The sequence below is a fragment of the Gordonia spumicola genome, from assembly GCF_009932475.1.
In the GTDB taxonomy this organism is placed as follows: domain Bacteria; phylum Actinomycetota; class Actinomycetes; order Mycobacteriales; family Mycobacteriaceae; genus Gordonia; species Gordonia spumicola.
The window spans coordinates 1,932,259-1,952,876 of the sequence record NZ_BJOV01000005.1 but is presented as its reverse complement, the minus strand read 5'-3'; the positions used below and the strand labels follow the sequence as shown (position 1 = coordinate 1,952,876).

18 protein-coding genes are annotated in these 20,618 nt (G+C 70.8%); 11 read left to right on the top strand and 7 right to left on the bottom strand.

Annotated elements, in window-relative coordinates:
• Nucleotides 1-7 precede the first annotated feature (7 nt).
• The 5 genes from GYB83_RS20350 to GYB83_RS20330 all read left to right on the top strand — a co-directional run bounded on the left by GYB83_RS20350 (nt 8) and on the right by GYB83_RS20330 (nt 8,365).
• A complete protein-coding gene (locus GYB83_RS20350) occupies nt 8-3,457 on the top strand; it encodes an ATP-binding protein (protein ID WP_228461663.1) in 3,450 nt (1,149 codons plus the stop codon).
• A gap of 118 nt (nt 3,458-3,575) precedes the next feature.
• Nucleotides 3,576-4,955 carry an FAD-binding oxidoreductase gene (locus GYB83_RS20345; protein WP_186349819.1) on the top strand — a complete coding sequence of 460 codons (1,380 nt, stop codon included), beginning with the start codon at nt 3,576-3,578 and terminating at the stop codon, nt 4,953-4,955.
• A gap of 61 nt (nt 4,956-5,016) precedes the next feature.
• Nucleotides 5,017-6,240, top strand: a complete 1,224-nt coding sequence (locus GYB83_RS20340) for a cysteine desulfurase family protein (RefSeq protein WP_161897116.1) — start codon at nt 5,017-5,019, stop codon at nt 6,238-6,240.
• Nucleotides 6,240-7,343 carry a tRNA 2-thiouridine(34) synthase MnmA gene (gene mnmA, locus GYB83_RS20335; protein ID WP_186349818.1) on the top strand — a complete coding sequence of 368 codons (1,104 nt, stop codon included), beginning with the start codon at nt 6,240-6,242 and terminating at the stop codon, nt 7,341-7,343. The genes GYB83_RS20340 and mnmA overlap by 1 nt, the downstream gene beginning before the upstream one ends.
• On the top strand, nt 7,340-8,365 hold the full coding sequence (locus tag GYB83_RS20330; protein ID WP_228461661.1) for a uroporphyrinogen decarboxylase/cobalamine-independent methonine synthase family protein: 1,026 nt from the start codon (nt 7,340-7,342) through the stop codon (nt 8,363-8,365). The genes mnmA and GYB83_RS20330 overlap by 4 nt, the downstream gene beginning before the upstream one ends.
• Before the next feature lie 80 nt (nt 8,366-8,445).
• On the opposite strand, the gene GYB83_RS20325 is transcribed toward GYB83_RS20330, so the two are convergent.
• Both GYB83_RS20325 and GYB83_RS20320 read right to left on the bottom strand, forming a co-directional pair.
• Complete coding sequence (locus GYB83_RS20325; RefSeq protein ID WP_161897115.1) at nt 8,446-8,832, bottom strand: MmcQ/YjbR family DNA-binding protein; 387 nt, start codon at nt 8,830-8,832, stop codon at nt 8,446-8,448.
• 21 nt (nt 8,833-8,853) lie between these two features.
• The gene (locus GYB83_RS20320) at nt 8,854-10,164 is read right to left on the bottom strand and encodes a hypothetical protein (RefSeq protein WP_161897114.1); all 1,311 of its coding nucleotides are present in this window, start codon (nt 10,162-10,164) and stop codon (nt 8,854-8,856) included.
• Nucleotides 10,165-10,270: 106 nt separating this feature from the next.
• Here GYB83_RS20320 and ligA point away from each other — a divergent pair, with 106 nt between their 5' ends.
• Nucleotides 10,271-12,367 carry an NAD-dependent DNA ligase LigA gene (ligA, locus tag GYB83_RS20315; RefSeq protein WP_161897113.1) on the top strand — a complete coding sequence of 699 codons (2,097 nt, stop codon included), beginning with the start codon at nt 10,271-10,273 and terminating at the stop codon, nt 12,365-12,367.
• 7 nt (nt 12,368-12,374) lie between these two features.
• On the opposite strand, the gene GYB83_RS20310 is transcribed toward ligA, so the two are convergent.
• Nucleotides 12,375-13,031: an ACT domain-containing protein gene (locus GYB83_RS20310; RefSeq protein WP_228461659.1), complete on the bottom strand. Its 657-nt coding sequence runs from the start codon at nt 13,029-13,031 to the stop codon at nt 12,375-12,377.
• 6 nt (nt 13,032-13,037) lie between these two features.
• A complete protein-coding gene (locus GYB83_RS20305; protein ID WP_161897112.1) occupies nt 13,038-13,436 on the bottom strand; it encodes a YbjQ family protein in 399 nt (132 codons plus the stop codon).
• Nucleotides 13,437-13,568: 132 nt separating this feature from the next.
• On the opposite strand from GYB83_RS20305, the gene gatC reads away from it, so the two are divergent.
• Both gatC and gatA read left to right on the top strand, forming a co-directional pair.
• Nucleotides 13,569-13,883, top strand: a complete 315-nt coding sequence (gene gatC / locus GYB83_RS20300; RefSeq protein ID WP_161897111.1) for an Asp-tRNA(Asn)/Glu-tRNA(Gln) amidotransferase subunit GatC — start codon at nt 13,569-13,571, stop codon at nt 13,881-13,883.
• Nucleotides 13,880-15,379, top strand: coding sequence for an Asp-tRNA(Asn)/Glu-tRNA(Gln) amidotransferase subunit GatA (gene gatA, locus GYB83_RS20295; RefSeq protein WP_161897110.1), 1,500 nt, complete (start codon nt 13,880-13,882; stop codon nt 15,377-15,379). Before gatC ends, gatA begins: the two co-directional genes overlap by 4 nt.
• Here the strand turns inward: gatA and GYB83_RS20290 are convergent.
• Both GYB83_RS20290 and GYB83_RS20285 read right to left on the bottom strand, forming a co-directional pair.
• Nucleotides 15,349-16,518 (bottom strand): alpha/beta-hydrolase family protein, encoded by a 1,170-nt coding sequence (locus tag GYB83_RS20290; RefSeq protein WP_161897109.1) that lies wholly within the window; start codon nt 16,516-16,518, stop codon nt 15,349-15,351. The genes gatA and GYB83_RS20290 overlap by 31 nt on opposite strands.
• Nucleotides 16,515-17,123 (bottom strand): phospholipase A2 family protein, encoded by a 609-nt coding sequence (locus GYB83_RS20285; protein WP_161897108.1) that lies wholly within the window; start codon nt 17,121-17,123, stop codon nt 16,515-16,517. The genes GYB83_RS20290 and GYB83_RS20285 overlap by 4 nt, the downstream gene beginning before the upstream one ends.
• Before the next feature lie 166 nt (nt 17,124-17,289).
• Here GYB83_RS20285 and GYB83_RS20280 point away from each other — a divergent pair, with 166 nt between their 5' ends.
• From GYB83_RS20280 to GYB83_RS20270, 3 genes are all read left to right on the top strand, one after another.
• Nucleotides 17,290-18,516 (top strand): sensor histidine kinase, encoded by a 1,227-nt coding sequence (locus GYB83_RS20280; RefSeq protein WP_161897107.1) that lies wholly within the window; start codon nt 17,290-17,292, stop codon nt 18,514-18,516.
• 10 nt (nt 18,517-18,526) lie between these two features.
• A complete protein-coding gene (locus tag GYB83_RS20275) occupies nt 18,527-19,168 on the top strand; it encodes a LuxR C-terminal-related transcriptional regulator (protein WP_161897106.1) in 642 nt (213 codons plus the stop codon).
• An 88-nt stretch (nt 19,169-19,256) separates the two neighbouring features.
• Entirely contained in the window at nt 19,257-20,288 is a 1,032-nt protein-coding gene (locus GYB83_RS20270) for an ATP-dependent 6-phosphofructokinase (protein WP_161897105.1), read from the top strand.
• Nucleotides 20,289-20,303: 15 nt separating this feature from the next.
• Here the strand turns inward: GYB83_RS20270 and GYB83_RS20265 are convergent, their stop codons facing one another.
• Nucleotides 20,304-20,495 carry a PspC domain-containing protein gene (locus tag GYB83_RS20265; protein ID WP_161897104.1) on the bottom strand — a complete coding sequence of 64 codons (192 nt, stop codon included), beginning with the start codon at nt 20,493-20,495 and terminating at the stop codon, nt 20,304-20,306.
• Between the last annotated feature and the right edge of the window lie 123 nt (nt 20,496-20,618).

Here is a 20,618-nt window from a genome sequence, read left to right as displayed (position 1 = left end):
CGAGCCGATGCGTGAGTATCGAGCCCTCGGTCCGCTGGCCGTGATCCGTGACGGTGTCGCGGTCGACCTGGGGTCTCCGAAGCAGCGGGCCGTGCTGGCCGCACTCCTCCTCGGTCGCGGGGCCGTCGTGTCCCGCGACCGCATCATGGATTCGGTGTGGGGCGAGAATCAGCCCGCCGCGGCGGGGACGAGCCTGCAGGCGTACATCTCCAACCTGCGCCGACTGCTGCGCGACGCGGACGGCGAGGCGTCGCCCATCCAGCGTGTGAATCCCGGATACCGCCTGGATCTCGGGTCCGACTCGTTCGACGTCGCCGACGTCGAACGACTCGCCCGTGACGCCCACGACGCGCGCCGCGACCGGCGGTGGGACGACGCGCTGGCGCTGTCGGCGGAGTTCGCGAATCGGTGGCGGGGTGAACTGCTCGCCGAGTTCGGCGACCACGACTGGGTGTCGGTGCCCGCGGCGTCGCTGACCGAGACGCGGCTCGGCGTCGCCGAGATCCACGTGACCGCATTGTTGGCGACAGGCGACATCGCGGCCGCGGCGACCGAGGTGACGGCGCTCCGGGCGAGCGATCCGCTCCGCGAGCGCGGCGTCTGGCTGCACATGATCACGCTGTACCGGGCGGGTCGGGCCGCGGAGGCGTTGGCGCTGTTCGGCGAGCATTCGCGGGCGATCGGCGACGAGCTCGGCCTCGACCCCGGTGTGGAACTCGGCGAACTGCAGGGCGCGATCCTGCGGCACGACCCGGAGATCGCGGCGTGGCCTCGCCCGCCGCACTGGGCGGGAGCCGAGCAGGCGAGGGAACCCGCGGACGTCCCGCGGAGCGTTCGGGTCGACGTCGACCCGAACACGGAGGCCGCGGCTCCGATCATCGGACGGACCGCGCTCGTCGAGTCGATCGCGGAACTGTACGCCCCGGACCGTTCGGGCACCGCATGGCTCGCGCTCGTCGGACCGGCCGGAATAGGCAAGACGCGTCTCGCACAGGAGGCGACCCGGTTGGCCGGGCTGCGCGGCGAGACGACGGTGTGGGTGCGGTGCCCGGACGCCGAGGGCATCCCCGCGTGGTGGCCGCTGCGTCACCTGTGCCGGGAACTGGGGGCCGACCCCGACGAGGTGCTCTCGATCCCCTCCGGAGTCGACGCCGACACGGCGCGGTTCGTCGTCTACGAACGCGTCCAGGGCCTGCTGCAGGCCGCCGCACCCGTGACACTCGTCGTCGACGACGTCCAGTGGGCGGACCCGATGACGTCGGGTCTGCTCGGCTATCTCGCCTCGGTCCTCACCCGACCGCGTGTGAGCGTCGTCCTGACGGTGCGGGAGGAGGAGATCGGCCCGGCGACCTCGCGCCTGCGGGACGCCCTGATCCGAGCGGGCGGCGACGTGCTGACGGTGCCGAGACTGACGCGGGACGAGGTGAGCGATCTCGTCCGGTTCGTGGCGGGCGAACGACTGTCCACCGGCGACGCGCTCGAGATCACCGCGAGGACCGGCGGCAACCCGCTGTTCGTCACCGAGTACGCGCGGCTCCCCGCGAGTCGGCGCGCGGGGCGGATGCCCGACGCGGTGCGGTCGGTGCTGGAACGACGGCTCGACACGCTCGACCCGCCGGTGCGCGAGGTGATCGGGTACGCGGCGCTTCTCGGCGACGACATCGACGTCACCCTGCTGGCGCGGGTGATGGACCGGCCGACGGCCGACGTCGCCGACTGCCTCGATGAAGCGGCGGACGATGCGATCGTGGTCTGGACGTCGTCGAGCGGGCGGCCCGCGTTCGCCCACGCCCTGCTGCGCGAGCAGGCGTCGGCGGCGCTCGCGCCGCTGCGGCGCTGCCGGATGCACAAGCGGATCGCGGACGTCCTCGCCGACGTGCACGGCGCGGGCGCGATCCAGGCCAGAGCCGCCCATCTGTTGGAGGCGCTCCCGGTGGCCGAGATCGACGAGATCGTCACGGCCTGCCGGGCGGCGGCCGACGACGCGACGAGACGGTGGGACTCGGAGAACGCCGCGTACTGGTACGGGCGTGCGCTCGCGACGTACGAGTCGGCCGTGAGCGGCGACGCCGACGTCGCCCGACGCGACGAACTGCTCGTCGCGATGCTCGGAGCCAACGCCAGGGCGGGCCGCGCCCAACTCGTCCTCGACACCGTCGAGACGCGGCTGCGCGACGCGGTCGTCGACGGCGCCGCGGACACCGCGGGTCGGCTCGCACGGACCCTGCTGCGCGCGGGCGGCGGCTGGCCGTGGATGTCGCCGACCGCGGTGCCCGCCGGCCTGCACGCGGTGCTTCAGGAGGCGTCGGAGGCGTTCGCGGACCGACCGCGCGCGCTCGTCGGAATCCTCGGGGCGCTCGCCGTGGGGCACTGCTATCACCGCGACGCCGACGTACCGGCGGAACTGCTCCGGCGGGCCGATGAGGCGGCCGGGCAGGTCGGCGACGAGGACGCCGCCGCCGATGCGGCGCTCGCTCGATTCATCACCTACTCCGGCGTCGCATCGCATGCGCAGGAGCAGATCGCACTCGCCGGGCGGATCTCGGGCATGACGCACGCCGACCGCGAACTCGACTCGGTCATCACCGACTCGGTGGTCACGATGGCCGCGCTGACCCTCGGCGATCTGCCCTCGACGGTCGGCCATCTCCGGCGGGCGATCTCCGGGAGCGAACGCATGCGACTTCCCGTGCTGCGTGCACAGTTGCGGTGGATGGAGATGGCGCTCGCGGTGTGGCACGCCGACTTCGACGTGGCCCGCGACCACTTCCGGGTCGCGATGACCGTGCACCAGCAGACCGAACTGTACGTCGCGGGCTCGGGAATGCTCGCGCTGATGGCGCTCGCCGGACAGCAGGGCGTCGGCGAGTTGATCGACGACGTCGTCGGCACCGACGAGTCCGGCCGCATGGACTGGGCGGCGTCGGTCGTCGCGCAGGCCCCCGACGACCAGGTGGCGCGGCTGATGGCGGCGGGCGTCGCGACCGTCGCGTGGACGCAGGGCGACGAGGCGACGGTCCGCACGATGATCGACCTGTGGTCGCGGGACGATCATCCGATGTTCTGGACGTCGCTCGCGCAGGCGACGGTGCTCGCCGACCTCGTCGCCGAGCTCGGTCTGGCCGACCGCGCGCAGTCGTTCCTGGAGTATCTGACGCCGTTCCGGGGATGCATCGCCACGGTCGGTCAGGTCGGCTGCGTCGGTCCGGTCGACCTCGCACTCGCGCGACTGCACTTCCTGCTCGGCGACGATGCGGCGGGCGACGCCGCCCTGCTCCGGGCGCGGGCCCTCTGCGAGAAGGGCGACAGCCCGTCCGGGCTGCTGCGCTGCCGCCTCCTGGCCGCGTCCCGCCTCCCCGTCGGCGGTCCGCGCTCCGCCGCGGTCTCGGTGATCGCGTCCGACGCCCGGCTCCTCGGCCTCCCTCGCGTCGAGTCCGCCGCGCGCGCCCTCCTCTGACCTCCGGCCGTCCCGGCGAGCTCTCCAAGCCCGCTCCAAGTGCGCGACAAGCGGGGCCGGAGACGCTGTTGTCACCGCGGCGATCACCGGGTCGCCGCCGTCGACAGGAGGAAGTGCCATGACCATCGAGACCGACCGAGGCATCGACCGCGCGGACATCGCCGAACTGCGCGAAGCCGTCCGCGGCGACGTGCATCGCCCCAGCGACCCGGGATACGCGACGATCCCGTTCAACGTGGTGGTGTCCCGCCGGCCGTGGGCGGTGATCGACGTCATCGACGCCGACGACGTGGCCGCCGTCGTCGCATTCGCGGCGGCGAACGCGATGACCGTCGCCGTCCACGCGACCGGGCACGGCGCCACCGAACTCGACGGGAACACGCTGCTGGTCCGCACCGGCCGACTGGACCGACTGCACGTCGACTCGGTGACGCGGTCGGCGACGGTCGGAGCGGGTCTGCGCTGGCAGGCGGTCATCGACGCGGCGACGCCGCTCGGTCTGGCCCCGGTCTGCGGCAGTGCCCCTGGCGTCGGTGTGATCGGCATGCTGACCGGTGGCGGCATCGGTCCGATGGTCCGGGCTCTCGGCAGTGCGGCCGACTATGTTCGCGAGTTCACGGTCGTCACCGGCGACGGCCGCGTGCGGCGCGCGGCGCCGGACGAGAACGCGGAACTGTTCTGGGGACTGCGCGGCGGCAAGGCGACGCTTGGCGTCGTCGTCGACACGGTGATCGACCTGCTGCCGCTGACCGGCTTCTACGGCGGCGCACTCTACTTCGACGGCGACGACGCCGCCGCCGTCCTGCACGCGTGGCAGGCGTGGACGCGGACGCTGCCCGACGACGCCGACACGTCGGTCGCGCTGCTGCGACTCCCGGACCTGCCGGGCGTTCCGCCGATGCTCGCCGGACGATTCACCGTCGCCGTGCGTTTCGCGAGCCTCGCCGATCCGGCGGCCGCCGCGACAGTCCTCGCGCCGATGCGCACCGCGGCCCCGCCGATCCTCGACGCCGTGGCTCCGATGCCGTACGCGGCGATCGGCGGGATCCACGCAGATCCGACCGATCCGATGCCGGTGTTCGAAGACTCGGTCCTGCTCCGCGAGGTCACGCCGGAGACGATCGCCGCGCTCGTCGACAAGGCGGGCCCGACCAGTGGGAGCCCACTGCTGCTCGTGGAGTTGCGCCTGCTCGGCGGTGCGTTCGCCCGCGAGGGCGCCACGCGCAGCGCGCTCTGTCATCGCGGCGCGGCGGCCAACGTGCAGATCGTCGGAGTGCTCGCGCCGCCGATCGCCGACGTCGTGCCCGACGCGACGCGGGCCGTGCTTGCGGCGCTCGCACCGTTCAGCGACGGTGCGCGGCTGCCCAACTTCACCGCCTCGTCCGATCCCGAGACGATCGGGCGCTGCTACGACGACGACACCAGGGTGTGGCTGGCGGCGCTGGCGCGGCAGCACGATCCGGCGGGAGTCCTCGCGGTCGGACAGACAGTGCGTTGACCGGCGGCGTCCGGTCGGTGATTTTCCCCTGGTCACCGGGCGCGGCTATCGTGGTGGGGTCATGTCCACGCCTTCGCACCCCGCCTACCTCGACAACGCAGCGTCCACCGCACTCGTCGGTCAGGCACGTGCGGCGATGGAGGCCGCATGGGCTCGCCCGGGCAACTCGTCGTCGCTCCACGGCTCCGGCCGCAGGGCCAGGCGCATCCTCGAAGAGGCGCGCGAGTCGATCGCCCGCGATCTGGGGGCTCGACCCTCCGAGGTGATCTTCACCAGCGGAGGCACCGAAGCCGACAATCTCGCGCTCAAGGGCGTCTATGCGGCCCGACGCCGCGACGACGACCGCCGTCGGAAGATCGTGATCTCGGCCGTCGAACATCACGCGATCCTCGACCCGGCGCAGTGGCTCGTCGACGAGGCCGGAGCCGAACTCGTCGTCCTCCCGGTCGACGAGATCGGAGTCGTCGACGTCGACGCCCTGCGCGATCTGCTGGCGGCCGACGCCGACTCGGTCGCCGTGATCTCGGTGATGTGGGCGAACAACGAGGTCGGCACGGTGCAGCCGGTCGCCGAGGTCGCCCGTCTCGGCGCGGACCACGGGATCCCCGTGCACTCGGACGCCATCGCGGCGGCCGGACACCTGTCCGTCGACTTCGCGGCGAGCGGACTCGCGGCGTTGAGCATCGCGGGCCACAAGTTCGGCGGACCTCAGGGGATCGGCGCGCTGCTCCTGCGTCGCGACGTCGCCTGCACACCGCTGCTGCACGGTGGCGGCCACGAACGAGACCTGCGGTCGGGCACTCAGGACGTGCCCGCTGCGGCGGGCATGGCCGCCGCGCTGCGGTGGTCCGTCGAGAACCGGGACGAGCACGCGGCGCGCGTCGTCGCACTGCGGGAACGGCTGCGCGATGTGCTCGTCGACGTCGGCGGCGTCCGGGTGAACGGCGCCGTCGGACGCCCGGACGCGGCGGATGCGCTGCCGGGGATCGTCCACGTGTCGTTCGAGGGATGCGAGGGCGACTCCCTGCTGATGCTCCTCGACGCGAAGGGCGTCGAGTGCTCGACGGGCTCGGCCTGCACGGCCGGAGTGGCCGCAGCCAGCCACGTGCTGCTGGCGATGGGCCTGGACATGGCGACGGCGCGCGGATCGCTCCGCTTCTCGCTCGCCCACGACAATGACGATGACGATGTGACCGCTGTCGCCGACGCGATCGGCGAGGTGGTGAACCGCGCGCGGGCGGCAGGACTGCTCAGCGCGGGGTCGCGAACGGGAGGGAGACGCTGATGCGCGTGCTCGCAGCGATGAGCGGTGGGGTCGATTCGGCGGTCGCCGCCGCCAGGGCGGTCGAGGCAGGTCACGACGTGGTCGGCGTGCATCTCGCGTTGTCGATGGCGCCCGGGGCCCTGCGCACCGGGTCTCGGGGCTGCTGTTCGCGGGAGGACGCCGACGACGCGCGCCGCGCGGCCGACGTCCTCGGCATCCCGTTCTACGTGTGGGACTTCGCCGACCGGTTCAAGGAGGACGTGATCGACGAGTTCGTCGCGTCCTACGCCGCCGGTGAGACACCCAATCCGTGCCTGTCGTGCAATGAGAAGATCAAGTTCTCGGCGCTCGCCGAGCGCGCGGAGGCTCTCGGGTTCGACGCGCTCGCGACCGGCCACTACGCACGACTGGAGAACGGCGAGCTGCGTCGCGCGGTCGACGCCGACAAGGACCAGTCGTACGTGCTCGCGGTCCTCGACCACGACCAGTTGTCGCGGGCGATGTTCCCGGTCGGCGACACGCCGAAGCCGCAGATCCGCGAGGAGGCGGAGCGCCGCGGGCTCGCCGTCGCGAACAAGCCCGACTCGCACGACATCTGCTTCATCCCGACCGGCGACACGCGTGCGTTCCTCGGCGCGCGTATCGGCATCCGCCCGGGTGCGGTGATCGAGAAGGCGACCGGGCGCAAGCTCGCCGACCACGACGGCGTCCACGGTTTCACGATCGGTCAGCGCAAGGGACTCGGCATCGCCGGGCCCGGCGCGGACGGCAGCCCCAGGTACGTGACCGGGATCGACCCGGAGTCGGGCACCGTCACGGTGGGATCGGCGACCGACCTCGACGTCACCTCGATCACCGCGGTCCGAGCGATCTGGACGAGCGGCGTCACCCCCGACGGGCCGATCGAATGCACCGTCCAGGTGCGCGCGCACGGCGGGCTCGCACCCGCCGTCGCGACCCCGATCGAGGTGGACGGCGGTCCGGCCGTCCGGATCGACCTGCGGACGCCGCTGCGCGGAGTCGCCCGCGGGCAGGCCGCGGTCCTGTACGCGGCCGACGACGCGAACGGCGACCTCGTCCTCGGCTGCGGTCGCATCGCGACCACCGTCGAGGCCACTGCGTGAACGACGTCGCGCCGCGCCTGCCCACCGGGCTCGGCACCGGCCTCGGACCGATGCCCGGCGTCGACCCGGCCGAGGCCGTCGCGATCGTCTCGGGCGAGACGGACTTCGCGTTCGTTCCCGAACTCCCGGCGCGCGGGGTGGGCGCCGACTCGGTCGGACGCGCGGGCGCCATCCTCATCGACCTGCCGTTCGAGATGGTCCACGACGCGTACCGACTCACCTCGCGGCCCGGTTCGGTCACCAGGCGCGCCCGCGACCTGTTGGCGCGCGACCTCGACGCCCTCGAAGAGCACTGGGACTCGAGCGGCCTCATCGACACCGGGCGACTGCTCAAAGTCCAGTCGTGCGGTCCGTTCACCTTCTCCGCGCAGGTTGAGTTGCGCAACGGCCACAAGCTCGTGCGCGATCGCGGTGCGCGCATGGACGTCGTCGCGTCGATGTCCGACGGGCTCGCCGAACACGTCCGCGAACTGCGGCGCCGACTCGGGGCCGAGGTCGTCGTCCAACTCGACGAGCCGCAGGTCGACGCCGTCCTCAACGGCAGCGTGCAACCGCTGACCAGGCTGGACGCCATCCCGCCCGTCCCGGTGTCGCTGGTGGCGCAACGTCTGGAGGAGATGGCCGCGACGATCGGTGCGCCGATGATCCTCAACGGCGGAGCGACCCCGCAGTCGGACCTGTGCCCGCTGCTGTCGTCGTACTCGGTGACAGTCGACCTGTCGCGGCCGCTCCCGGACGAGCAGAAGGACAAGATGGCGGAGTTCCTCGACGGCGGCGGCGTGATGCTCGCGGCTGTCGTCCCCGCCTCGCCGCCCGCGGTTCCGGTCACCGCGGACCAGCTCGCGCAGCGTCTCGCCGCGCTGATCGACGAGATCGGCCTCGACCGCGGGGTCCTGCGCGACAACGTGGTCGTCACCCCGACCGGCGGATTCGCAGGCACCACCCCCGCGTGGGCCGCCGCGGGCCTCCGCCTGGCCTCCCGCACCGCCGAACTCCTCGCCACCGATCCGTCTGCGCTCTGACGATCGTCTGCCCGCTCCCGTCGGCTACATCCGCTCCTCTCCCGAATGCCGCGGATGTAGCCGAGAGGAGCGACCGGGTGTCAGCCGTCGAGGACGGCGATCGCGCGCTTCGGGGCGATCTGACGGAACGACGCGTCGAGGAGCTCGGCCACCTCGTCCCAGTCCGGGGCGGCCGCGAGGTCGATGCCGAGCCAGCCGTACGCGCCGACGTAGGCGGGGACGAAGAAGCGGTCGTCCTGGGTGAGCGCCTCGTGTTCGGCCGGGTCGGGGATGAAGAGCAACGCGTTGGGCAGGGGAGTCTTCGTCTCACCCTTCCGCGAGCCGCCGTACATCGCGAACATCTTGCCGCAGCGGAATGTCGGACGCCCGTGCGCCACCTTCTCGGTGGCCTCGGGCAGCGCGAGAGCGCGTTCGCGCAGCATCGCCAGAACGGGATCGTCGTCGTCGAACATGATCGGATGCGGCATGAGCTACACCGTATGCGTGGATCACCACCAGGGGCCAGGATAAGTTCCGTTCGTGTCCTTCACGAGCTCAAGACGGTCCGGTTCGAGGGTGCCGGAGTGGCTGACGATCGTCCATCCTTCGATTCGACCGACCGGCCTCACGGTCCAGCCCTTCGACACTGTCCGTCCCGTCCGCAGGTCGATGACCGGGTTGTCGGCGCCGTCGTCGACGTAGAGGTAGTGGTCGGCCAGCGCGTTCTTGGCGGGGGACGTCTCCTTCGTCGAGTCGAGCAGAACGGTGCCGGTGGACATGTCGACCACCCAGCTGTTGCCGATCTTCACCACGCTGCCCCACACCCGCGGATCCCCAGGCAGCGAGTCTTTGAAGGGGGTGGTGATCTTCTTGCCGCTGACGGTGTCCATCAATACGATCCCGTTGGTCGAACTGACCCGGTAGACGACGAACCGACCGACCGCGGCGTAGATGGACGGATTGTCGGGGAGCGGCGTCGATCCTCGCGGAGTAGTGCGGATCCAGTCCAATCGTCCGATCTTCAGAACCGCGTCGGGCTTGTCGAGGACGACGCGGGTGACGTCGCCGTTCACCGACATGTCCACGCCGTCGATGTCGTTCACGTTGCGGGGCGAGAACGGGAAGACATTGGTGACCGTCGGCTTCAGGTGGTCGTCCAAGGTGACGAGCTTGAGGCCACGGCCCGGTGCGACGCGTCCTCCGCCGACGTCGATGCCGACTTCGCCCAGGAAGAAGCCTCCGGGAAACGACTTGAAGTCGATGTAGTCCGGCCCGGTTCCGGGCGTGAGGATGCTGGACAGGTCGACGGCGTCGTCGGCTGAACCGCCGCGCACTTTGATCGCGTACACCTCACCGCGGCGTTTCTCGCCGGATCGACCCTGGGCCGAGGTGACTATCGTCGACGCATAGACGACGACGGGATCCTTCGGATCACCGGTGATCACGCATTCGAGGTGTTCGGACTTCTCACCGGCCCGATCGGTTCGGGGCAGCGGGACCGGCAGCCACGTGCCCGACGTCACGTCGAACACTGTGTGATCGGTGTCGGCTCCACGGCTCCCCGGCACCGGATATCCCGCATTCCCCGGGTTGTTGCACGTGTTCGCGATCGTCTGATTCGTGATCCACGCGTCGGACGACAGGTCGACTGTCGTGCTGTCGGCGGTCGTCGTGGACGGGGCGGTCGAGCTGACATGGTCGCTCGACGTGGTGGCGGGGACGGGGTCGTCGGGCCCTGTCGATCGGGCCGAACATGACGACACGGCGAGGACTGCAGAGATGGTGACGATTGCGATCGCTCCGCGCGAGTACGTGAACACCGGGCAAACCTAGTTCGCCTCGGTCGGCGCGGGCAATCAACCGATCGATCGATTGCGACCGACGTGGAAGCGATGTGTTGTCGTAGGGCTTCGATACCCTGTGTTCGTGACGAAATCGGATGGGCAGGCCGTCGAAACCGACGCACGCAGGGACAGTGCGAGCGCGGAGCGCGAGTGGGCCGAGCTCGCGGACGAGGTCCGTGGACACCAGTTCCGCTACTACGTGCAGGACGCGCCGACCATCAGCGACGGCGAGTTCGACACGCTCCTTCGGCGTCTCGAGGCACTCGAAGAAGCCCACCCGGAGCTGGCCGTCGCCGACTCGCCGACCAAGCTCGTCGGCGGGGGATTCTCGACGGACTTCGCCTCCGTCGACCACCTCGAACGGATGATGTCGCTCGACAACGTCTTCGACGCCGACGAGATGCGGGCCTGGGTGTCGCGCACCGAGGCCGACGCGGGCCAGGGCATCGACTTCCTCTGCGAATTGAAGATCGACGGTGTGGCGCTCGCCCTCACCTACGAGAACGGGACGCTCATCCGGGGCGTAACGCGCGGCGACGGCCGGACCGGTGAGGACGTCACCCTCAACGCGCGGACGATCGTCGGTGTGCCGCACCAGTTGTCGTCCGACGCGCGCCCGGTTCCCGAACTGCTCGAGGTGCGAGGCGAGGTGTACTTCCGCCTCGACGACTTCGCCGCGTTGAACGCCTCCCTCGTCGCCGACGGGAAGGCCCCGTTCGCTAATCCCCGAAACTCGGCGGCGGGCTCGCTGCGACAGAAGAACCCGCAGGTCACCGCCCGTCGAAATCTGCGGATGATCTGCCACGGCATCGGTCGCATCGACGGCTGGCGCCCGGAGTCGCTGCACGACGCGTACACGGCCCTGGCCGACTGGGGACTGCCGGTGTCATCGCACACGCGCAAAGTCGTCGGAGCCGACGCGGTGCTGGAGGCCGTCGCGTACTGGGGCGAGAACCGACACTCGCCCGAACTCGACCACGAGATCGACGGCCTCGTCGTCAAAGTCGACGACGTCACCCTGCAGCGCAGGCTCGGAGCCACCTCGCGCGCGCCGCGATGGGCCATCGCCTACAAGTACCCGCCGGAGGAGGTCACGACCAAGCTCCTCGACATCATGGTCGGAGTCGGACGCACCGGCCGCGTCACGCCGTGGGCACTGATGGAGCCGGTGACCGTCGCGGGTTCGACCGTCGCGCGCGCCACCCTGCACAACGGTTTCGAAGTGCAGCGTAAGGGCGTGCTGATCGGCGACACGATCACCATCCGCAAGGCGGGCGACGTGATCCCGGAGGTGCTGGGACCGGTCGTCGAACTGCGCGACGGAACCGAACGCGAGTTCGTGATGCCCGTCGACTGCCCCGAATGCGGGACCGCGCTCGCCCCGGCTAAGGAAGGGGACAAGGACATCCGGTGCCCCAACCAGCGCACTTGCCCGGGCCAGCTCCGTGAACGGCTGTTCTACCTGGCCGGACGCGGAGCGTTCGACGTCGAAGCGCTCGGCTACGAAGGCGCGCAGGCGCTCCTGTCCAGCGGTGTCCTCGTCGACGAGGGCGACCTCTTCTCCCTGACCGAGGACGACCTCCTCACCACCGGGCTGTACACCACGAAGGACGGGGCGCTCTCGGCCAACGGGCGTCGCCTGCTCGACAATCTGGACAAGGCGAAAGACGTCCCGCTGTGGCGGGTGCTCGTGGCGTTGTCGATCCGTCACTGCGGGCCGACGCCGTCGCGCGCGCTCGCCACCCACTTCGGTTCGCTCGAGGCGATCGAGAACGCGTCGGTGGAGGAGCTGGCACAGGTCGACGGGCTCGGCCCGACGCGCGCCGCCAGCGTCCACGACTGGTTCGCCGTGGACTGGCACCACGACATCGTCGCCAAATGGCGGGCCGCGGGCGTGTCGATGGAAGACGAGCGAGACGACACCGTCGAACGCACGCTGGAAGGCAAGACGCTGGTCGTGACCGGCTCGCTCGTCGACTTCACCCGCGACGGCGCGAAGGAGGCGATCATCGCTCGCGGCGGCAAGGCGTCGGGCTCGGTCTCGAAGAAGACCGACTACGTCGTCATCGGCGACTCACCGGGCAGCAAAGCGGCGAAGGCCGAGGACCTCGGCGTCCCGATCCTCGACGAAGACGCCTTCAAGGTGCTCCTCGAGACCGGAGCCCCGCCCATCGAGTGACGGGCGCTCAGCGGCCGTGGTCGACGACCGTCCCGATGATGCCGGTCAGATAGCCCAGACGCGCCACCTCGGACGGGCGGAACTCGGGTCCGCCGGTACGGCCGAGCAGCAGGGCCTTCGCGCCGCCGCCGAGCGGCGCCGCCACCAGGGTGGTGTCCATGTCACGCCAGATCTGCGGAGCCCACGACAGGTCGTCGAAGCTGGTCGCGGCCGTCAACGGAAGCCAGTCGGCGTGCTCGAGCGGCGTCTCGGGAGCCCCCGGGCTACCGAACAGGGTGAGCACGTCGGCTCCGGGGCGTGCCACGATCATCGCCCACGATGCGCGCAGCACGCGGGGAGCGCGGTCGACGAGCACCTGGAGTCGGTCGGTCTCCGCGGTGGCGACGTCGTCGATCAGCTCGAGCTCCTGATGAGTGTCGAGGACGTCGGAGAAGGGGCGCAACGATTCGACGTGCACGTCGTGGACGTTCTCGGCCGCGGTGATCAGCGTGTCCGGCAAGGCGTTGGGGGGCAGTTCGACGACGATGTCGTCGACCGCGTACCCCTCACCCCGCTCGACCACTTCGAGGGACTGGATGTCCGCTCCGACGGCGCCGAGTTCCACGGCGAGCATCCCGAGGCTGCCGGGGCGGTCGGACAGACGAAGGCGCAGTAGGTACGACACCGTGGACTACTGCTGCGGCGCGGGCTGGCCGGGCGCGAACTGCTGGCCCTGCGGCGCGTGCTGCTGAGCGGCATGCGGGCCGTCGACCGGTCGGACGCCGACGGCGGTGCCGTAGGCGCAGACTTCCACCCCGCCGCCACCGGCGTATTCGGTGGTCTCGAAGCGGAACGCGACGACGGCGTTCGCTCCGCGTCCCTGCGCCTCCTCGGACAGGCGGCTCAGCGCCTCCTGGCGGCACTCGTGGAGCAGTTGGGTGATGCCCTTGAGCTCACCGCCCGCGAGCGACTTCAGGCCGGCGCCGATGTTCGATCCGATGTGGCGAGACCGCACGGTGAGGCCGAAGCACTCGCCGAAGACATGCTCGATCCGGTAGCCGGGAAGTTCATTCGTCGTGACGATGATCATGTACTCAGGCTACGGCCCTCCGGAGCGGACGGCCACCGCGGCACCGGACGAGCGTTCATTCGAACAGAGGACATGTCGCGGGGTGGCGGAGGCGCGTGCGGACGGGCGACGGCGGTCCCATATCCTTGAGCTATGTCATCGCAACCCGAGTCCGCAATCAGTCGTGACGAGGTCGCGCATCTGGCCCGCCTGTCGCGGCTGGCGTTGAGCGACGCCGAGCTCGACCAGTACGCAGGCCAGCTGAATTCGATCCTCACACACGTCGCGCAGGTCGCCGAGGTTGCCGCAGACGACGTCCCGCCGACGGCGCACCCCGCCGACCTGCGGAACGTCCTCCGCCCGGACGTCGTCGCGCCGTCGTTGACGCCGGACGAGGCGCTGTCGGGAGCGCCCGCCGTCGAACAGGACCGATTCGCCGTCCCGCAGATCCTCGGGGAGGAACAGTGACCGAGACCAGCACTCGCACCGCCGGTGAGATCACCGGTCTGACCGCGGCCGAACTCGCCGGAAAGATCGCCGCGCGTGAACTGTCGTCCGTCGAGGTCACGCAGGCTCATCTCGACCGGATCGCCGAGATCGACTCTGAACTCGGCGCATTTCTGCACGTCGGAGCCGCGGAGGCGTTGGCCGCCGCGAAGTCCGCCGACGAGGCGATCGCCGCGGGTCAGGCTCCGAGCGCCCTCGCCGGTGTGCCGATCGCGTTGAAGGACGTGTTCACCACCGTCGACGCGCCGACCACCTGCGGTTCGAAGATCCTCGAGGGCTGGGTGTCGCCGTACGACGCGACGCTGACGCAGCGTCTGCGCGCGGCGGGCATCCCGATCCTCGGCAAGACCAACATGGACGAGTTCGCGATGGGCTCGTCGACCGAGAACTCGGCGTACCAGATCACGCGCAACCCGTGGGACGTCGACCGCATCCCCGGCGGTTCGGGCGGCGGCAGCGCGGCCGCGCTCGCGTCGTTCCAGGCCCCGCTCGCCATAGGCACCGACACCGGCGGTTCGATCCGGCAGCCCGCGGCCGTGACCGCGACGGTCGGGGTGAAGCCGACCTACGGCACCGTCTCCCGCTACGGGCTCGTCGCGTGCGCGTCGTCGCTCGACCAGGGCGGCCCGTGCGGTCGTACCGTGCTCGACACCGCGATGCTGCACGAGGTGATCGCCGGTCACGATCCCCGCGACTCCACGTCGATCGACGTGCCGGTGCCCGACGTTGTCGGTGCAGCCCGTGCCGGCGCGACGGGCGACCTGACCGGTGTCCGGATCGGCGTCGTCAAACAGCTGCAGGGCGAGGGCTATCAGGCGGGTGTCCTGGAGTCGTTCCAGCAGGCGTGCGCGACGCTCACCTCGCTCGGCGCGACGATCGTCGAGGTCGACTGCCCGAACTTCTCGTACGCCCTCGGCGCCTACTACCTGATCCTGCCGTCGGAGGTGTCGAGCAACCTCGCCCGGTTCGACGCGATGCGATACGGCCTGCGCGTCGGCGACGACGGCACGCACAGTGCAGACGAGGTCATGGCGCTCACCCGCGCCGCGGGCTTCGGCCCCGAGGTCAAGCGCCGCATCATGATCGGCACCTACGCGCTCAGCTCCGGCTACTACGACGCCTACTACGGTCAGGCCCAGAAGGTCCGCACGCTCATCGCACAGGACTTCGCGAAGGCCTACGCCGACGTCGACGTCCTGATCTCGCCGACCACGCCGACCACCGCGTTCAAGCTCGGGGAGAAGGTCGACGATCCGCTCGCGATGTACCTGTTCGACCTGTGCACGTTGCCGGTGAACCTGGCGGGCACCGCCGCGATGTCGGTGCCGTCGGGCACGGCGTCCGACGGCGGAGCCGTCCTGCCGGTCGGCCTGCAGATCATGGCGCCCGCGCTGGCCGACGACCGCCTGTACCGCATCGGTGCGGCCTACGAGGCGGCTCGCGGACCGATCGCCTGACACGGAGCGGCGGCGAGCCCCTGCTCGACGCCGTAGTGGTGGCCGGTGCCGACCGGGCCGTCCAGGGAGACGGCCAGGTCGAGGGCCGTCCCGACAAACGAGACGCCCGGAATCCACGGCGCGGCTGCGCGCGGGGCCCCGATCGTCGTCACGTCCCGCGTGGGCGGGCGCCACAGCAGTGACGCGTCGGCGTCGACGACGGGATCCGTCGCGTTCGCCAGGACCGTGCGTCGAGCGCAGTCGGGAAGGGGCTCGACGGTGCCCGCGGGCGGCCCCGACAGCACCGTGCCGGTGAGGCGGACCCCCGCCCGGTCGGCCCATCCCCGGGCCGCGTCGGCGCCGATCGCGCCGAGGCTCTGGCCGAAGACGTACACATCGGGTCGTGTCGGCAGCGTGCGGAGACGCTGGTCGAGCGCCCGGACGACGGCGATCGCCGAGTCGGTCGCCGCGTCCGGCGACGTCAGATACGCCTGCCAGGACGGGACCGCCGAGTACTGCATCGCCACGAACGCGACGTCGCCGTGGAACCGTTCCTCGAAACCGGTGACCGCGCTCGTGTCGACCCACCCCGAACCGGTCGGGACGATGACGACGACCGCGCTCGTTGCGGGCTTGCGAGCCCACCGTGCCACGAGGTCGCGGGCTCGGGCGTCGACGTCCGACGAGCGGTCGAGGCGCGAGTAGGTGATCGCCGGGTCGGCCGGGACGTCGGGTTCGGCGGCGTGTGCCCGGGCGGCGGGGGCTCCGATGAGGGCGGCGACGACCGCGCCGACCGCCCACACCCGACCGGGGACCACCGCGACCGCGGCCGCGACGGCGAGCGGGATCCCGGCGGACGCGGCGATCCACTCCGGGCCGGGCGCGGCGACGCCGATGCCGTCCGCCACTCGCACCTGCCATCGGTGGGACGCCACGACCAGCAGGACGGAGACCGCGGCGGAGCACAGCAGCATCCGCCGCGTGATCGGCCTTCGCCGTCCGGCGACCAGGGCGCAACAGCCCCCGACACCCATCCCGACGAGCATGAGCACCGTCCCGACCGCTGCAGTCAGGAGCGCGGGATGGGGGAGCTGGCCCGGTGCGAGCGCGAGGGCCCAGCCGACCACACCGCCGACGACGACGGGTGTGCGCGCGGTCATCGTCGTCCCGCCATCGTCTCGGTGAGGCGGACGACGGTCGTCGACGCGACATCCGCGGCGGACTCCGACGACGGAGCCGACCAGCCCTGCCGCCACGAGTTCACGGTCAGGCCGCCGTCCGCGAGCCCCGCGGACATGTCGCACAGCGGATCGGTGCACACGGCGTGCATGGCGTTCACCAGCATCTGGTCGAGCGCGCGACGCGCCCACGCGGCGGCGGGCTCTCCGGTGCGGTCGCCGTACCGGAGCAGGTCGTACCCGAAGTCGTGGCTGCGGCACGCGGGCTCGAAACGGTCGGGCAGCGGTATCGGACTGGAGCACCCGCCCCACGGGTTCGCGGGCCGCCCGGCCTCGATGACGGGCCGGTAGCCGACCACCCGGACGAAATCGTCGGGCAGCGTGTACAGCGCGTCTTCGGGGTGCTCGCCCACCAGGGCGGCGACGGCGCGCTCGGTCGGATTGGTCACCGGTCCGACACCGGGAGGCGCCACGGACGACGCGGACGCGACGGCGGCCGAACCCAGGACGACGGTGGCGAACACGGAGACGGCGACGGCGGTGACGATGCGTCGGACGACGATGCGGACGGTCAGCTTCTCGGTCATGGATCAACGGTCGCGTCGGCGGGCACCGCGGCGGATCGCCCGCGAAAGCGATTGTGCCGCAGTACTCACCGGTGACCCGACCGGTCGACGTCACCCTCGCGGGCGAGGGCCGATCTCCCTCTCACGGGGGAGGCGGCAGCCCCGGTCGGCGATCTACGGTCGAGGGGTGAAAACGTTGTCCCGAGCTCGCCGCGCGATCGAACGCGTGTCGTTCGACGCCGTGCCCGACCCGGCGGTCCGTCGATACCTCGACAGTCGCCGGAACTGGATCGGGCTGCTGCTCGCCGCGACGTTCACCGCGATCACCTGGCCGACGACGGCCGAGACCCACGACATCGCCGCCTTCCTCCTGCCGGTGTTCGCCGCGGGGTCGGCGTGGTCGTTGGCGTTCGTGTTCGCCGGACCGAGAGCCGTGCGTGTCGGCTGGGCGATGGTGACCGTGACGGCTGCGGTCGCGAGCCTGTTCCCGGCGTCGAACGCGCCGATGCCGATGCCGATCCCCATGTTCATCACGCTGCTCGTCATGACCTTCGCGGGTCTGCTGACACAGCCGCTCGACAAGGTCCCGGTCCTCACGCTGATCACCGCGGGGGCGTTTGTCGTCGGGCTCACCCCGGACATGCGCATCGGGTGGATCTTCGCGCTGGTCGTCGTCGCCATCGGGACGTCGTTCGTGCGCTACCGCATGTCCGCGCAGAAGGTGATCGCCGAACGGTCGGTGGTGGCCGAGCACGCCCAGGCGAGGGAAGCGGTGCTGGCTGAACGGGCGCGGATCGCACGCGAACTGCACGATGTGGTGGCCCATCGCATGTCGATGGTGGTGGTGATGTCGCAGACCGCGAAGTACCGTCTCGCCGCGGCCGATCCCGCCGAGACGATCGGCCCGGGGGCCGACGCCGAGTTCACGGCGATCGCCGACGCCGCCCGCCAGTCGCTGGACGAGGTGCGACAACTCCTCGGCGTGCTGCGGCCGTCCGACGGCGACGCCGACGTCGAGCTGACTCCGATGCAGGGCGTCGACGACCTCCCGGAGCTGGTCGCGTCGGCCAGGGCCGCGGGAGTCGACATCGACTTCGCCGACCGCGTCGACCGATGGGGCGACCCCGGCGCGGCGGGAGCCGCCGCGTACCGGATCGTGCAGGAGTCGGTGACCAACGCCGCTCGTCACGCGCCCGGAGCCCAGGTGGTCGTCCGCCTGGACCGCGACGGGGCCGACGTGATCGTGTCGATCGTGAACGGTCCGGCCGTCGCCGAGCCGGACGGTGCGGGCAGTGGACACGGGCTGGTCGGGATGAACGAGCGGGCGTCCGCCGTGGGCGGCGAGCTGACGCACGGTCCGACGTCGGACGGCGGGTTCGCGGTCACCGCCCGCATCCCGCTGCCCACTCGATAGGCTCGTCAGAGTGGCTGTGACTGTGGTGATCGCCGACGATCAGGCGATGGTGCGAGCGGGTTTCGCCGCTCTCTTGAACGCGGCGCCCGACATCTCGGTGCTCGGGGACGCGGAAGACGGTGTCGCGGCGGTCGACGTGTGCACCCGGCTGCGGCCAGACGTGGTCCTGATGGACGTGCGGATGCCGCGGCGGGACGGACTGTGGGCCGCCGAGCAGATCATCTCCAGCGGGTCGCCCACTCGCGTGCTGATGCTGACGACGTTCGACATCGACGACTACGTGTACTCCGCCCTGCGGATCGGTGCGTCCGGATTCATGCTCAAAGACGCGCCCGCGGACGAACTTGTGCGCGCGGTCCGCGTCGTCGCGGCCGGCGACGCGCTGTTGGCGCCGTCTGTGACGCGACGGCTCATAGCCGAGGTCACCTCGCGTGCGACGCGGCCGGCGTCGGCGGCGGCCGATGTCCTGACGCCCCGCGAGCGGGAAGTGCTCGGATGCGTCGCGGACGGGAAGTCGAACGCGGAGATCGCGACCGAACTGTTCGTGTCCGAGCAGACCGTCAAGACGCACGTCAGCAACGTGCTCGCCAAACTCGGACTGCGCGATCGGGCACAGGCCGTCGTCTTCGCGTACGAGAACGGACTCAAGTAGCCTCCGCGTCGCCGCGAAAAGTGTTGTCATGGAACCGGTCGACGGTGGCGCGATGGGCGCCCCGCGGCGACGTGAGAGGACTTGCGCGATGGGCCGTTTCGGCATCCTGACCTCCGGAGGCGACTGCCCCGGCCTCAACGCGGTGATCCGCGGGACGGTGCTTCAAGGTGAGACGCTGCACGACCAGGAGTTCGTCGGCTATCTCCGCGGATACCGCGGCCTCGTGTACGGCGACGTGATGTCCCTCGACCGCGGCGTGGTCCGCGGCATCTCGTCGCAGGGCGGCACGATCCTCGGGACGAGCCGCTTCGGTCCGTACACCGAACCGGACGGCACCCCGGACAACATCAAGAGCCACATGCGCAGGCTCGGCGTCGACGGCGTGATCGCGATCGGCGGCGACGGCACGATGGCCGCCGCGAATCGGCTGTACGAGGACGGGATCCCGGTGGTCGGTGTGCCGAAGACCATCGACAACGATCTCGAAGCCACCGACTACACGTTCGGTTTCAACACCGCCGTCGAGATCGCGACCGAGGCCGTCGACCGACTCCGGACCACGGGCAACTCCCACAAGCGCTGCATGGTCTTGGAGGTGATGGGCAGGCATGCGGGCTGGATAGCGATGTTCGCGGGCACGGCAGGCGGCGCACACGCGATCCTGATCCCCGAGCACCCGGAGAGTCTCGAGCAGATCTGCGAGTGGGTGCGCAGCGTCCAGGACCGCGGCCGCTCACCGATGGTCGTGGTGGCGGAGGGCTTCACTCTCCCCGACATGGACGAGGCGCATTCCCACAAGGGGCTGGACGGCTTCAACCGTCCCCGACTCGGCGGCATCGCCGAGATCCTGGCCCCGCTCATCGAGGAGAAGACCGGAATCGAGACGCGTGCGACGGTGCTCGGCCACATTCAGCGGGGCGGCGTCCCGTCGGCGTGGGACCGGGTGCTGGGAACCCGTTTCGGGCAGGCGGTCAGCAACATGGTGGCCGACGGGGCCTGGGGACAGATGGTCGCCCTCCGCGGAATGAGCGTCGAACGCGTCCCGTTCTCCGAGGCCGTCGGCCACACCAAGAACGTCCCGCTCGAGCAGTATCTCGGGGCCCGAGCCATCTTCGGCTGACTGTCGCCGCGCAGGTCAGTCCTGCGGGATGACCAGCCACAGGACGAGGTAGAGCAGCACCTGGGGGCCGGGCAGCAGCATCGATGCGACGAAGGCGATGCGCACCCAGGTGGAGTCGACGCCGAAGTAGTCGGCGATGCCGCCCGCGACACCGCCCATCCACTTGTCGGTGCGGGAGCGGTGCAGGCGCTTGGCTGCGGTGGTCATGGCGTGTCCTCTCGGGGGAGTTCGGATCGGGCGGGTCGCCGTCGATCCATGTCTCAACGGTATGGACGCGAGGCGTTAACGGGCATCGGGACAATCCCCGATCTCGACCCCCAGATACGATGG

Bases quoted from the DNA above. Each gene is read 5' to 3' on its own strand.
- GYB83_RS20345 (WP_186349819.1), top strand. From the start codon at position 3,576: ATGACCATCGAGACCGACCGAGGCATCGACCGCGCGGACATCGCCGAA.
- GYB83_RS20270 (WP_161897105.1), top strand. From the start codon at position 19,257: ATGGGCCGTTTCGGCATCCTGACCTCCGGAGGCGACTGCCCCGGCCTC.
- GYB83_RS20265 (WP_161897104.1), bottom strand. From the start codon at position 20,495: ATGACCACCGCAGCCAAGCGCCTGCACCGCTCCCGCACCGACAAGTGG.
- GYB83_RS20340 (WP_161897116.1), top strand. From the start codon at position 5,017: ATGTCCACGCCTTCGCACCCCGCCTACCTCGACAACGCAGCGTCCACC.
- mnmA (WP_186349818.1), top strand. From the start codon at position 6,240: ATGCGCGTGCTCGCAGCGATGAGCGGTGGGGTCGATTCGGCGGTCGCC.
- GYB83_RS20290 (WP_161897109.1), bottom strand. From the start codon at position 16,518: ATGACCGCGCGCACACCCGTCGTCGTCGGCGGTGTGGTCGGCTGGGCC.
- gatC (WP_161897111.1), top strand. From the start codon at position 13,569: ATGTCATCGCAACCCGAGTCCGCAATCAGTCGTGACGAGGTCGCGCAT.
- GYB83_RS20305 (WP_161897112.1), bottom strand. From the start codon at position 13,436: ATGATCATCGTCACGACGAATGAACTTCCCGGCTACCGGATCGAGCAT.
- GYB83_RS20325 (WP_161897115.1), bottom strand. From the start codon at position 8,832: ATGCCGCATCCGATCATGTTCGACGACGACGATCCCGTTCTGGCGATG.
- GYB83_RS20350 (WP_228461663.1), top strand. From the start codon at position 8: ATGCGTGAGTATCGAGCCCTCGGTCCGCTGGCCGTGATCCGTGACGGT.
- GYB83_RS20285 (WP_161897108.1), bottom strand. From the start codon at position 17,123: ATGACCGAGAAGCTGACCGTCCGCATCGTCGTCCGACGCATCGTCACC.